This window comes from Klebsiella sp. KE9456, from assembly GCF_043832615.1.
GTDB classification, from domain to species: Bacteria; Pseudomonadota; Gammaproteobacteria; order Enterobacterales; family Enterobacteriaceae; genus Klebsiella; species Klebsiella indica.
In genome coordinates this window covers 273907-287741 of the sequence record NZ_JBDYQK010000004.1, presented here as the reverse complement: position 1 = coordinate 287741, position 13835 = coordinate 273907, and the positions used below count along the sequence as shown (strand labels likewise).

Here is a 13835-nt window from a genome sequence, read left to right as displayed (position 1 = left end):
GGGTATTGGTGCTATGATCGGCATCGCTCAGTCCGGTTGGTGATTTGGGATATTCAGCGATTGATCAGATCGCATAAACCGGACTGAGTTCCCCCTGAGTGATCTACTATTCCGAGCAGTTATTTAGCGATACTCCTAAGATTGTAATCTCAGATATCGTCACCACTAACGAATCTCTGCTTAACACTCCTAAGAGCCGTTATAGCTCTGAGCATGATGTCACCAACCGTGAGTTTGGGACTGACCGCCTGATCGAGATCCCGTTCTTCCATCGTGAAGATATGGTGAAAGTTAGCGATATTCAGGGTAAACGTAAATTTGGCACTGAATTAGAACAAACCCTGCTGGATGTATCGAGTGATTATGTAAGCCGTCACGCTATTGCATATTACCGCACACGTGAGAAAGCATTTGCACAGGCTCTGTTTGCTGGCACTGTAACTACTCCTTACACTGACGACCAGCTGATTGACTGGAGCACGACTTTCGATGCAACTCGAATGACTAAAGTGATTGACCTCACTTCTACCACTGTGAATCCGTTTGAATTGTTTGATGAAATTATTGATGCAACTAACGAGAAAGCTGATGGCCTGATGAGTAAGATTGAACGTGTTGTAGTGTTTGCAACTCCTGCATTCTATAATGCTCTGCGTTATTCTGCACAGTTTGCTACTGCATTCCAGTATGTATTGCCACAAGACCCGGCAAACGTCGTATTCCAGCGTCGTGAACTGCTCCCTAACGTATCATTCTTCTCTATTCCAGGGACTAATATTGATATCGTTAAAGTGAGTGACCCACTGCTTTCACAGTTTATTCCTGATAATTCAGCAATTGCAATTCCTGTATTTAGTGAAGGTGCTAACGTTTATCAGAATGTGTATGGCCCTGCTTCTACACGTTTTGACCTGATGAATCAGAGTGCAAGTGAGTATTACACCTGGCAAATGCTGCGTGAACGTGGAGACGCTCTGGATATTGTGACTGAACACAGCACACTTCCAGTTAACCACGGATTTGGCTTCTCTACTCTGATTACTCAGTCTTAATAGAAGCTATATAAATATAAGCCTATAGGGGTGAGGGAGACAACCGAAAGCAAATCGGCCCCGCTCCTATGGGCTTTTCTTGTTTTAAGGGGATGAGAGTATGAAATTTATAATGAAAAGTGCTGGCATTAATTTAAAAGGAAGTGATGCTGAGAAATTAATTAATGTTAGTGAACTATGTAGACAGTTTAATTTAAACGTGAACACATTCAACACAATGAGATTTAGATATGGCTGGAGCATTGAACAAACTCTGTGTGTATTGTTAGCAGATAGTAAAGAGGAATAAGCTTATGATGGAAATTAAGGTCTCTAAAATAGTCAACGTTGTCGAGTTTAGCGTTTCAAAAGACACTCTTAAAAAAGCTAAAGACTCAGTGAAAAGTATTAAAGATTTTATTGAGAATCAAAAGCCTGTATTAAAGATTGGTCTTGATCAGAAGAATTTAAAAAAACAAGTTAAGCAAGCTGTAGCGGCTGCACAGGCTCAACAAAAGATTATTAATGGCGTTGCCGGGACATCTCCTGTTAAAACTCCTGGAGTATCAGGAAAAGGGAATGCAAATGGCGCTGCAAGAGCACAAGCACAAGCTCTTAAAATGGCTGATACAGCAGATATTAAGAGGCGTAGTGCAGCATTAGCCCTTAATGGTATTACAGGCCGCACTGTAGATGAGCAATATAAGGCTGTTAAGACTGTCCATAACATTACACAACAATATGAGCAGGGGGTAATTAGTCAGGCTCGTATGAATCAATTGATCAAGGAAGAGATAGCCCTAGTTAGGCGTGCTGCGGCCGCAAGGCGTAGTGTCACACAAGCCACTCAGACAGCCTCTATAAGCACTGGAGGGAAGTTAGCAGGTGTAGGGAAAGGGTTTATGTCTGGGGGCTTCCTAGGGGCTGGCACAGGCGCTCTGGCTAGTGCTGGGATGGCAGGTGGTGGTGTATTAGCTGCCGGATACCTGGGGGAACGTATCAGAAGTGCTGTTACAGAACAGGCAAGAGATGTTAATGAGCTATCAGCATCCGCTAAAAGTGTTAACGTAGACCCGAATACCATCCTCGCCATGCAGAGGTATGCACAGAAGAACGGGATTGATAGTGGGTCTGATGGTGTGACAGGACGTCAAAAATTGGTAGATGGTATGAAAGATTTGACTGAAAAGCTTAACCAATCTGGACAAGACAGCACATTTGATAAAAAGTCTGGAAAATGGAAGGGCGGCAACTCTGCAATTGATACCATAATGACTGACCTTGGAATGAGTAAAGAAGAAATCAAACAATATTCCACATCTCCCGCTGATTTTATGAATCGTATTGTTAACGGGTATCAGAAAAAAGGCCTCACTCCTGAGCAGATGAGTAATAAAATTGAGTCATTATATGATGATGCCATGTATTATACTAAACTCTGGGCTAATAACAGCGCAGAACTTTCTAATAATTTTGAAGAGTTAAAGAAAACAGGGGGATTGCTGACTATAGAGCAGCAGGATGCAGCGAAGGAATTAGCACGCACTATGAGTTTAGGTGGGGCTGCTATGGATTCGAACCTTCGTCAAATGATGGTTGGATTTACTCAGGCATTCGGTAACAGCGATGATTTTGTTAACTCTATTCAGAAATTAGGACCTGCTTTTAAAGAGTTAGGGAGTGAAACAGGCAACCTGATTAAGAATATCACCATGTTTGCTACCCAAATTACAGATGGCTATTCCAAATTTATGGGATGGTTACAGAAAGAATTTCCCTCAGTCTTTAAATCTGGCGATGCCAGTGTGATTGATAGTGTAAATGGCATGGTGTCCGGCTCTGCTGATAGTGCTGCTTCATGGGTAAGTGATGTATTCGGATTTGACCCTAGAAATGTAGGAAGAGGGTTTAAAGGAGATGGTGGGTATTCTCCTAACGTTCCTCTTATTACGGGGAACAGTGCCATCCCTCAAAGCTACCAGCCTGCATCCTATTCTGCGCCTAATATCACCGTTCTCCCTGCACAGGTGATGAACGTAATTGATGTTAAACCTGATTACAGCAGAATGGGGCAGTTTATCGACCTGGAAGTGACGAGTAAACTACAACAACAAACTAATCAACTCGTTATTGATATACAGGGGGCAACTTCTGCTAGTGGTAACTAAAGCTTATAAACCGGACGGGTAAAACCGCCCGGCTTTTTTATGCCTGTGGTTTAGATTCAGCCTGGGCCATGACCTCCACCACCACCAAATCCACCGCCACCACCAGGTCCTTGCATTGGACCTCCGCCGCCACCGCCGGGTCCCCACCAAGGCATGATACACCCAGATAAACTGGAGACACTTGCTAATACAAGAACGAAAAGTATTATTTTTTTCATCGTCAACTCCTGAACTGGAGCGAGCAGATTATCATTCTGTTATGAATTTCTATTCAGCGTTTTCCTAAATCCTGCATTGTCAGTGGCAATCTTCATTTTTTCTGCATTTTGTAGCTCACTATTTCGACATAAGTTGATAGCTCCACTAGTGACGCCACATTTTTTGAGAGTCTCCATTCCCCTTTTTCATGCCCAAAACTCGCGTTAGAGCTAAACTATTTATTACCAACGTACTGCACAACAAACTGGGTTACAAACTGGTGAAAAGTGCGTATAATAGCTTTCAATGAAATGTGCTAACACATTGATTTATATAGATTTATACATGATATCCCGACGCCTGGGAAGGCGACACCTTAAGGAAGCTCAATGAGCGAGAAACTACAAAAAGTGCTGGCCCGGGCCGGCCACGGCTCCCGCCGTGAAATTGAAGCCAAAATCGACGCTGGCCGCGTCAGCGTCGATGGCAAAATCGCCACCCTCGGCGATCGCGTTGAAATTGTTCCCGGTTTAAAAATTCGCATTGACGGTCACCTGGTTTCGGTGAAGGAGTCTGCGGAACAGATTTGTCGTGTGCTGGCTTATTACAAGCCTGAAGGTGAACTCTGTACCCGTAATGACCCGGAAGGGCGCCCGACGGTGTTCGATCGTTTGCCAAAGCTGCGCGGTGCGCGCTGGATTGCCGTTGGTCGTCTCGACGTCAATACCTGCGGCCTGCTGTTGTTCACGACGGACGGTGAACTGGCGAACCGCCTGATGCATCCGAGCCGCGAAGTTGAACGTGAATATGCGGTGCGCGTCTTTGGTCAGATTGATGAGGACAAACTTCGTCAGTTGTCCCGCGGCGTGCAGCTGGAAGACGGACCGGCGGCGTTTAAAACCATTAAATTCACCGGCGGTGAAGGGATTAACCAGTGGTACAACGTGACGCTGACCGAAGGCCGTAACCGTGAAGTTCGCCGCCTGTGGGAAGCCGTTGGCGTGCAGGTGAGCCGCCTGATCCGCGTGCGCTATGGCGATATTCCGTTGCCAAAAGGCCTGCCGCGCGGGGGGTATACCGAGCTGGATCTGGCGCAAACGAACTATCTGCGTGAACTGGTGGCGTTAACGCCGGAAACCGCCTCAAAAGTGGCTGTCGAAAAAGATCGTCGCCGTATGAAAGCGAACCAGATCCGCCGCGCAGTTAAGCGTCACAGTAAAGTAAGCAATAATACTCGTCGATCCAGCAGTCGTAATAGCAGTAACGGTTAATTATTTCAGTTCCGGCGGTTCGCCGGAACGCATCCTGTAATATAAACGCCTGTTTGAGTATGTCACTCTCAATGGGCAACGCGCAGTCCGCTGGTGAATGTGCCTCATGATAAATGAAGGATTGCGCCGTCTCCCGCCCCGCTTTTTTGTTAGCGCGATATGTTCACTTTCTCTTTTCTTGCGTGAGGCTCAAACCCTCCTGGACTGGCCCCATAGATCACCAGACACTTCACCTCTCTTAACATAATCAGGCCCTGAGCGACGTCGACGGCGTACGCCACACGAAAGAATTGCCATTATTCAGCAGACGACGGAGACCGGGCATGACATGTGTCTCATGTTGCTCAGACGCAGGGTATCAATGCAACCGGATCTTCAAATGGCGCGGCCAGTATAAAGGCGACTCTCTAATACGCGACATGAGGAGAATCGCGTTATCAGGCTGCATTAATTTTGTGCAATTTGTGAAGTCTCAGCGTAGTTTGCACCAAAATAGAGCAATATAATGAAGCCTTATTTTTATCCTCCCCCTTCATTTTACGATAATTCAATTGATTACAGATTGGCATTGATTTTGCTAAACCATTTAATGAATCCGTTTAATGAAACCATTGTACCATTTTATGGGACTTGCTGATGTCGATTTTAGAAACCACGGCCAACATCCTGAAACTGATGGTGGATCTGCAAAGCGGGATCCGGATCAGCGATGTGATTACGCATCTGAAGATGCCAAAAAGTACCGCTTCGCGGGTGATGAGTCAGCTTGAGTCTTATGGATATCTGGAAAAGGACCCTGTGCAGGGAACATTTCTGCCGGGGCCGCTGATTATGTCAGCCTCGCATCTGGTCAGTCGTCAAATGTCCCTGAGCGATCATGTCGATATCGCCCTGCGCAGTCTGTGTGAACGTACTGGCTACACCGGCTATATCTCAATGCTCGATAATCAAGAAATTCTGGTGCTACGGGTGATCCACGGTCGTCAGGCGCTGCCTGTCGTAACCTGGCCGGGTTCCCGCTCGCCTGCCTGGGGGACATCGACCGGACGCGCGTTGCTGTCGCGCTTCTCCGATATCCAACTGCATGACTTTTTTGCCAGCCCACAGGTGGTGTCGCAACTCAGCGGATCAAACCAGGATCTTAGTCTGCTGGTGGCTGCTGTCGCCCGCGCCCGTGATGCCGGGTATGCAACAGCGGTCAACGAATCCGTTGCCGATACAGCCTCTGTCAGCTGCGCGGTAGGCGACCCGGCCACACACGAAGCCGTGGCGTTCTGCCTGTCGTTTCCTCAGCATCTTGCCAGCCCTGAAGAGTTGCAACGCATCGCAACGTTACTGAAAGAAACGGCCATAACCATTGCCAGAAAAACGGGCGATACGCTGGTCGCCCATTCACTTTGATTTTTCTTTTGCCAATGCCAGGAGAACACCGTGAGTCAGATCGACCATTTAAAAACACCTGCAGATAAGAGCGAGTCGCATCCCCGCGCTTTAGCGCCGTCGACCCTGCTGCTACTGCTGTTGCTCAGCATCTTTGGCGCGGTAATCGGCGTGCAGTTGCTCACCACACTTGGGGTGACACCCAACACCTCGATTATTGGCGCGATGGTGGCAATGATTATTGCCCGCATCCCGCTTCAGTGTTTTGCCCGTTTTCGCTCTATCCATATTCAGAACCTTGCGCAGAGCGCCACCTCCGCCGCGACCTTTGGCGCGGCAAACTCGCTGCTGCTGCCTATTTCCATTCCCTGGCTATTTGGTCATGAAGAGATGGTGATGCCGATGTTCTTCGGCGTGGCGCTGGCGATGCTACTGGATGCCTGGCTGCTGTACCGCTTGTTCAACACGCGTATCTTTCCGGCTGAAGGGGCATGGCCGCCGGGGATTGCTGCTGCAGAATCCATCAAAGCGGGCGATCGAGGCGGCAAGCAGGCTGTGTTGTTGAGTACTGGTATCGTGATTGGCGCCATTGGCTCGTGGTTTAAATTCCCGATGGCGGCGCTTGGCACCGCGTTTATCGGCAATATCTGGGCGTTGGGTATGCTGGGCCTGGGCTTTCTGCTACGTGGCTATTCCGATCCGCTGTTTGGGATTGATATCAACAAACTCTATATCCCTCATGGGGTGATGGTAGGGGCGGGTCTGGTGGCGCTGTTCCAGATTGTCAAATTGATCCGTCAGAGTAATACCAGTAAAGCGCAGAGCAAGAGCAGTAGCGACCTGCTGGATCATGCGCAGAACGAGCAGATCGGTAAAACCATCCGCCTGGGCGCTTTCGGATTTATCGCCATTTCGGTGCTTATTGCGCTGGGTAGCGGCCTGTACGCGCACCTCACGCTGCCGTGGCTGATCGCTTTTATGCTTTACGCCGCATTTGCTGCCTTCCTGCATGAAATGATTGTGGGTCTTGCTGCCATGCACTCCGGCTGGTTCCCGGCTTTCGCCGTGGCGCTAATCACGCTGATTATCGGCATTTTGATTGGTTTTCCACCGGAAGCGCTGGCGATGCTGTGCGGCTTCTCCGCTGCAACCGGGCCGGCGTTTGCCGACATGGGATACGACCTGAAGGCAGGCTGGATCCTGCGCGGTAAAGGTCAGCACACCCGCTTTGAACTGGAAGGCCGTCGCCAGCAGTTGATTGCCGCGATTCTGGCCTTTGTGGTGGCGATGCCGGTCGTGCTGTTTATCTTCCGCGACTACTTCTCTCAGGGGCTGGTGCCGCCGGTAGCGAAAGTGTACGTCGCAGCCATTAAGGCGGGCGTATCGCTGGATATCGCCAAATCAATGCTGATCTGGGCCATCCCTGGCGCGATCATTCAGTTGATTGGCGGACCCGGTCGCCAGATGGGCGTCCTGCTGGCGACCGGGCTGTTAATCAATAATCCGCTGGCGGGTTGGGCGGTGATCATCGGTATCTCCATTCGCGCTATTGTACTGCGGGTAGGCGGCGAACCGGTTCGTCAAAAAATCGAGGTGCTGGCGGCGGGGCTTATCGCCGGTGATGCACTGTTCAGTTTCTTTAACTCAGTCCTGCCGGGCGGCAAAAAGTAATCACGTAATACAAAGGAAAATAGTATGAGCTTAAAACAGACCATTCAGGTTTTTGAATTACTCGACAGCGCGTATGCCAGCGGCGAAAAGGTGAAGAAACTGCTGGCGGAATACCCTGGCATCGACGTCAGCGTGAAAGCGGTCAGCGGTCCGAAAGGCAGTACTGATTTCGTAAACATCGTTATCCCGGGCACCGAGGGGAAACGTAGCGGCGGCAGTGCGCCGACACTGGGAATCGTAGGGCGTCTCGGCGGTATTGGCGCACGTCCGGGCCGTATCGGCCTGGTTTCGGATGCTGATGGCGCGGTGGCGGCGATTGCCAGTGCGCTCAAGTTGGCTGAGATGCAGCGTCAGGGCGATAGCCTGCCAGGCGATGTGATTGTGAGCACCCATATCTGCCCTGATGCGCCGACACGTCCACACGAACCGGTCGATTTTATGGATTCTCCGGTGGAAACCGAAGATATGAACGAACAGGAAGTTTCCGACGAGATGGATGCGGTGCTCTCTATCGATACTACTAAAGGCAACCGCGTCATCAATCACAAAGGCTTCGCCATTTCTCCGACGGTGAAATCGGGCTATGTTTTGCGCGTCTCAGACGATCTATTGCGGGTGATGGAGATGACCACCGGGCAGTTACCGGTCACGTTCCCGATCACCACTCAGGATATTACGCCGTACGGTAACGGTGTATACCACATCAACAGTATTTTACAGCCATCCATTGCCACCACTGCACCGGTGGTTGGCGTCGCGATCACGGCCGTCAGCACCGTGCCGGGCTGCGGTACTGGCGCAAGCCATGAAACGGATATCGCACTGGTCTGCAAATATGCAGTAGAAGTGGCGAAAGAGTTTACCCGCGGCACCTGCCACTTCTTTGATAAAGCGGAGTATCAGCGCCTGCTGGATCTGTACGGTTCACTGGCGCACCTGCAAAAACGTCAGCCGGGAGTGTGACATGGCAATACGCAAAATCGGTACGCTGACCATCGGTCAGGCGCCGCGTAGGGATATCACGCCGATCCTCGACGCCGCACTGCCTGCTCATGTGGCGTGCCTGCATGCCGGGGTGCTTGACGGGCTGGACGACGCAGCGATTGCTGCGCGCTTCGCACCGCAACCGGGTGATGCGTTGCTTACCTCACGCCTGCTGGACGGTCGTGCAGTGGTAATGGGGAAACCGGCAGTGGGTGAAGCGCTGCAGCAGAAGATTGACGATCTGGAGGCGCAAGGCTGCGAACTTATCGCTCTCCTCTGTACCGGCGAATTTCACGGGCTGCACAGCAAAAAAGCATGGCTGATGGAACCAGACCAGATTCTGCCTCCGACGCTCAATGCGCTGGTGGGCGAGCGCCGTGCCGGTATTCTGGTGCCGCTGGCGTCTCAAGTCGCCAGTGAACGGGAAAAGTGGCGGGGTGCGCAACGGCCCCCGGTTTTTGCCGTTGCCTCACCTTATACCGCTAGCGAAGAGGAATTGTCCACCGCCGCCCGTTCGCTGGAAGCGCAGGGCGCGGAGGTGATCCTCACTGATTGCATGGGGTTCACCGAGTGGCATCAGGAGATTTGCGCCCGTCACGTGGCGCTGCCGGTGGTGTTGTCGAATAAACTGCTGGCCGATCTGCTGAGTAACCTACTGTATGGAGAATGAAATGAATGCATCCCAAATCATGAATTTAGTGCTGTTGAGTAATTCGGTGCTGCCGGGAACGGGCTATCTGGAATACGCACTTCCTGTGCTGAAAGCGCAACTGGGCGGGCGTCGTAAGGTGGTGTTTATCCCCTTCGCGGGGGTCACTCAGAGCTGGGATGCTTATACCGATAAAGTGCGACTGGCGCTGGCGGAGCTGTCTCTGGAGATCACCGGGATTCATACCGTGGACGATCCGAAGGCGGCCCTTGCTGCGGCGGATATCGTGATGGTGGGCGGGGGAAATACCTTTAATCTACTGAAAAAATGCCGTGAATACGGGCTGATCGATCCTGTACGTCAGGCCGTCAATACGGGGGCGTTGTACGTAGGCTGGAGCGCCGGTGCGAATCTGGCCTGCCCGACGATTCGCACCACCAACGATATGCCAATCACCGATCCGGGCGGCTTCGATGCGCTCAATCTGGTGCCACTGCAAATCAATCCGCACTTTACCAACGCACTGCCCGCTGGTCACCAGGGGGAAACCCGCGAGCAGCGCATACGCGAGCTGTTGGTGGTTGATCCACACCTGGAAGTGATTGGCCTGCCGGAAGGAAACTGGATCTCCGTGCAGAACGGCAGTGCGCAACTGGGGGGCAGCAACCCGGCGTTGCTGTTTAAAGCCAATGAGCCAGCAGTTGTACTGGTTCCCGGTCATCGCTTTTACTGACGGAGGTTGCTGATGTTAGGCATTATTCGGGTACTGACCCATGACGATCGGCATTTTGTTGAGGAACATGGTCGCCTGATTCAGCAAGAGTACGGTATTGCGAGTATCAGTCGCTGTATTGCGGATCAACGACGCGGTATTTTCGATGCCGATAGCGAAGCGCTGGCGATACCGAAAATTGTTGCGTCAGGCCAGACATTACAGGCGCAAGGCTGTACCGCGCTGTTTTTGAGCTGTGCGGCCGATCCGGGTCTCGCACAGTTGCGTGCCGCGGTGAGTGTCCCTGTTATAAGTGCTGGCAGCGCCTCCGCCAGCATTGCGGCGATGCTGAAGCGTCCGGTGGCGGTGATGGGAATTGGTGTTGGGGCACCTGCGCCATTTCGTGCCCTGCTGGGGGAAAAGGTGCGCTATGCCAGGCCAGAAGGCGTGACCAATACGACGGACTTGCTGACGCCTGAGGGGCGTGCCAGTGCGCTGGCCTGCGCCGATATGTTGTACAAGGAGGGCGCGGAGGTCATCGCGTTTTCCTGCACGGGGTTTTCAACCATCGGGCTGGCTGACGCGATTCGTAGCAAACTGGGTAAAATTGCTATCGATGCGGTCAGCGCATCCGGGTTATTTGTCAGCCAACTGGCATAATGGATGCAGGCCAGGGATAGGGCGACTTCCATCACGTCAGACAGATATATGAAGATCTTCTTCAGGCGATCGACACTTCGGAAGGTGCACTTAGTAGTCGATCCCTATCTGCGCCTTAATTCCGGCGTCAAAAGCATGCTTAACCGGGCGTAACTCGCTGACGGTGTCCGCCAGTTCGATAATCTCACGATGGCAACCGCGACCGGTAATAATTACCGTTTGATGCGCCGGGCGATTGCGCAATGCGGTCATCACCTCGTCCAGCGGGAGATAGTCATACGCGACCATGTAGGTCAGTTCGTCGAGCAAAACGAGATCCAGACTTTCATCGGCCAGCATTCTGCGACCATGCTCCCAGACGGCGAGGCAGGCTGCGGTGTCGCTTGCGCGATCCTGGGTATTCCAGGTAAACCCGGTGGCCATTACCTGGAATTCGACGCCGTGCGGTTCGAGCAAATTGCGTTCGCCGTTCGGCCAGATGCCTTTAATAAACTGCACGACGCCGGCCTTTTTACCGTGCCCGACGGCGCGGGTCACTGTGCCAAACGCCGCGGTGGTTTTGCCTTTACCGTTGCCGGTAAAGACAATGATAATGCCGCGCTCTTCCTGGGCCGCCGCCACGCGGGCGTCAACCTTATCTTTTAACCGCTGCTGGCGTTCGCGGTAGCGTTCATCACTCATCGTGCGATTCCTGGTTTGCGCCCCGGCTGGGCATCAAAAGTCATTCCCGTCTTGCGACGGCTGTCGTCGCCCATCAGCCACAGATAAACAGGCATGATATCGGCGGGCGTTTTCAATTTTTGCGGATCTTCCGTTGGGAAAGCATTGGCACGCATTTTAGTACGGGTACCGCCAGGATTAATACAGTTAACCCGCAGATGGCGGCTTTGGTACTCTTCGGCCAGCACCTGCATCATGCCTTCGGTGGCAAATTTAGATGCTGCGTAGGCCCCCCAGTTGGCTCGTCCCTGGCGGCCAACGCTGGAAGAGGTAAAAACCAGCGAACCTGATTCAGATTTAAGTAATAAAGGAAGCAGCGCCTGAGTGAGCATAAAGGTGGCGTTAACGTTCACCTGCATAACTTCTTGCCATACTTCGGGTTTTTGTTGGTCCATGGGGCAAACATCGCCGAGCATACCGGCGTTGTGCAGCACGCCGTCAAGGCGCGGGTAGTGGATGGCTATCTTCTGCGCCAGTTGCTGGCACGCCTGTGGCGTGCAGGTTAACAGGTCCAGAACAAACCACTGGGCAGGGATCCCGCCCGCCTGCTGAATCTCGTGGGCGACGCCGCGCAACTTCTCTTCATTACGACCGACCAGGATGACGCTGGCGCTATAGCGGGAATAGGTCAGCGCGGCTTCACGGCCAATGCCGTCGCTGGCGCCGGTAACAAGGATGATGCGGTCCTGTAACAGGTGACGTTGCGGTTGATAATGCACGGCGACTCCTCTCAAGCGATCGGCTGACGATCGCGCTTGCTATTAGGTCTCTCACTTTTGCGCTTTATGCCCTAAAGCGCTCGCTATTGCAATCGGCGAAACGGAAACACGTCAGAGAATTAATATCTTGCAACGATTTTATCGTCGCTGAAAAAACAGGATTGCGCCTCACGCGTAACACAAAGCACAAAGACTTATCGCGGACGGCTGATGTACACTGTGCGTCAACGTCAGTGGTTTACACAAGGTGAAAACGTGGAGTTACTTGCTCAATACGGCCTGTTTTTGGCAAAAATCGCGACGATTGTCGTCGCAATTGCGGTTATCGTCGCCATTATTGTTAACCTGACTCAGCGCAAGAAGCAGCGCGGGGAGCTCCGGGTGACCAATCTTAGCGAGCAGTATAAGGATATGAAGGAAGATCTGGCGGTTTCGTTGCTTGATGGCCCGCAGCAGAAGCGGTGGCATAAAGTGCAAAAGAAAAAGCACAAGCAGGAAGCAAAGGCCGCAAAGGCCCGGGCAAAGCTGGGTACCGCGGAGCCAGACGCGAAATCGCGGGTTTGGGTGCTGGATTTTAAAGGCAGCATGGATGCCCATGAAGTCAGCAGCCTGCGGGAAGAGATCACCGCTGTTCTGGCGGCGGTAAAAGCGCGTGACCAGGTCGTGATTCGCCTCGAAAGTCCCGGCGGCGTGGTCCACGGTTATGGCCTTGCCGCTTCGCAACTGCAACGCTTGCGTGACAAACAGATCCCGTTGACGGTAGCGGTAGATAAGGTGGCGGCCAGCGGAGGTTATATGATGGCCTGCGTGGCGAACCGAATTGTCGCCGCGCCGTTTGCGATTCTTGGCTCGATTGGTGTTGTGGCGCAGATCCCGAACATTAATCGCTTCCTGAAGAACAAAGATATTGATATTGAGCTGCATACCGCCGGTCAATACAAGCGCACCCTGACGATGCTGGGTGAAAATACGGAAGAAGGGCGGCAGAAATTCCGTGAAGATCTGAATGATACCCATCGGTTATTTAAAGACTTTGTTCATCAAATGCGGCCAACGCTGGATATTGAACAGGTGGCCACTGGCGAACACTGGTACGGCGTTCAGGCGCTTGAAAAGGGCCTTGTGGACGCGGTGGAAACCAGTGATGAACTGCTGCTGGGGCTGATGGAAAAACATGAGGTTATCAGCGTGCGCTACCAACAGCGTAAGAAAATGCTCGATCGTTTTACCGGCAGCGCGGCGGAAAGCGCCGACAAGCTACTGCTGCGCTGGTGGCAGCGTGGGCAAAAGCCGCTGATGTAACCCCGCTCATGTAAACAAAAACAAAGAAGACGCGAGGCTAAAACCTCGCGTTGCCATATCTGGCCGGTAAGCCATTTTTAATCCGCCAGGTGATACTTATCGGACAACTGGTGCGCAAGGTATTTGAACATATTAAATACCGCCGTACTTTTCGCCGTGGGCAGCCCCTGTTCATCAAGATAGAACTCGCCGCTGAATACCAGTACGCCGTTACGCTGAACGACATCGGTGGCCTCGATCCCGGCTAACGTATCTTCATGTTCGCGAATAAGCGTGTTGGCTTTTTCCAGCAGCGTCTGGCGATCGATTGGTTGGGTTGTACCTTGCATAAATACCTCCTGTGATTCTTACCGGTTAGTCTACGCCGCGC

General features: G+C 52.0%; 14 protein-coding genes. 11 read left to right on the top strand and 3 right to left on the bottom strand.

The genetic code is table 11. From position 1 onward, the window contains the following. Positions 1–98: 98 nt before the first annotated feature. From ABK821_RS06355 to ABK821_RS06310, 10 genes are all read left to right on the top strand, one after another. The gene (locus ABK821_RS06355; protein WP_395033862.1) at positions 99–1052 is read left to right on the top strand and encodes a major capsid protein; all 954 of its coding nucleotides are present in this window, start codon (positions 99–101) and stop codon (positions 1050–1052) included. Positions 1053–1152: 100 nt separating this feature from the next. Then, positions 1153–1341: a hypothetical protein gene (locus ABK821_RS06350; protein WP_343178907.1), complete on the top strand. Its 189-nt coding sequence runs from the start codon at positions 1153–1155 to the stop codon at positions 1339–1341. A 4-nt stretch (positions 1342–1345) separates the two neighbouring features. Continuing rightward, on the top strand, positions 1346–3199 hold the full coding sequence (locus ABK821_RS06345) for a hypothetical protein (protein ID WP_343178908.1): 1854 nt from the start codon (positions 1346–1348) through the stop codon (positions 3197–3199). 587 nt (positions 3200–3786) lie between these two features. Beyond that, the gene (gene rluB / locus ABK821_RS06340) at positions 3787–4668 is read left to right on the top strand and encodes a 23S rRNA pseudouridine(2605) synthase RluB (RefSeq protein WP_138362661.1); all 882 of its coding nucleotides are present in this window, start codon (positions 3787–3789) and stop codon (positions 4666–4668) included. Positions 4669–5304: 636 nt separating this feature from the next. Next, positions 5305–6069, top strand: coding sequence for an IclR family transcriptional regulator C-terminal domain-containing protein (locus tag ABK821_RS06335; protein WP_343178909.1), 765 nt, complete (start codon positions 5305–5307; stop codon positions 6067–6069). Between the two features lie 105 nt (positions 6070–6174). Next, positions 6175–7719 (top strand): OPT/YSL family transporter, encoded by a 1545-nt coding sequence (locus ABK821_RS06330; protein WP_241675662.1) that lies wholly within the window; start codon positions 6175–6177, stop codon positions 7717–7719. Positions 7720–7743: 24 nt separating this feature from the next. Continuing rightward, entirely contained in the window at positions 7744–8682 is a 939-nt protein-coding gene (locus tag ABK821_RS06325) for a DUF1177 domain-containing protein (protein ID WP_138362663.1), read from the top strand. Between the two features lies 1 nt (position 8683). Beyond that, entirely contained in the window at positions 8684–9373 is a 690-nt protein-coding gene (locus tag ABK821_RS06320) for an AroM family protein (RefSeq protein WP_138362664.1), read from the top strand. Between the two features lie 19 nt (positions 9374–9392). After that, positions 9393–10085 carry a dipeptidase PepE gene (pepE, locus tag ABK821_RS06315; RefSeq protein WP_142502422.1) on the top strand — a complete coding sequence of 231 codons (693 nt, stop codon included), beginning with the start codon at positions 9393–9395 and terminating at the stop codon, positions 10083–10085. Positions 10086–10097: 12 nt separating this feature from the next. Further along, complete coding sequence (locus ABK821_RS06310; RefSeq protein ID WP_138362665.1) at positions 10098–10724, top strand: aspartate/glutamate racemase family protein; 627 nt, start codon at positions 10098–10100, stop codon at positions 10722–10724. A gap of 90 nt (positions 10725–10814) precedes the next feature. On the opposite strand, the gene cobO is transcribed toward ABK821_RS06310, so the two are convergent. Both cobO and ABK821_RS06300 read right to left on the bottom strand, forming a co-directional pair. Further along, positions 10815–11405, bottom strand: coding sequence for a cob(I)yrinic acid a,c-diamide adenosyltransferase (gene cobO / locus ABK821_RS06305; RefSeq protein ID WP_138362666.1), 591 nt, complete (start codon positions 11403–11405; stop codon positions 10815–10817). Next, positions 11402–12163 carry a YciK family oxidoreductase gene (locus ABK821_RS06300; RefSeq protein ID WP_142502064.1) on the bottom strand — a complete coding sequence of 254 codons (762 nt, stop codon included), beginning with the start codon at positions 12161–12163 and terminating at the stop codon, positions 11402–11404. The genes cobO and ABK821_RS06300 overlap by 4 nt, the downstream gene beginning before the upstream one ends. Before the next feature lie 255 nt (positions 12164–12418). Between ABK821_RS06300 and sohB the strand changes: the two genes are divergently transcribed. Continuing rightward, positions 12419–13465, top strand: a complete 1047-nt coding sequence (gene sohB / locus ABK821_RS06295) for a protease SohB (protein WP_138362668.1) — start codon at positions 12419–12421, stop codon at positions 13463–13465. 77 nt (positions 13466–13542) lie between these two features. On the opposite strand, the gene ABK821_RS06290 is transcribed toward sohB, so the two are convergent. After that, entirely contained in the window at positions 13543–13794 is a 252-nt protein-coding gene (locus tag ABK821_RS06290; protein WP_138362669.1) for a YciN family protein, read from the bottom strand. Between the last annotated feature and the right edge of the window lie 41 nt (positions 13795–13835).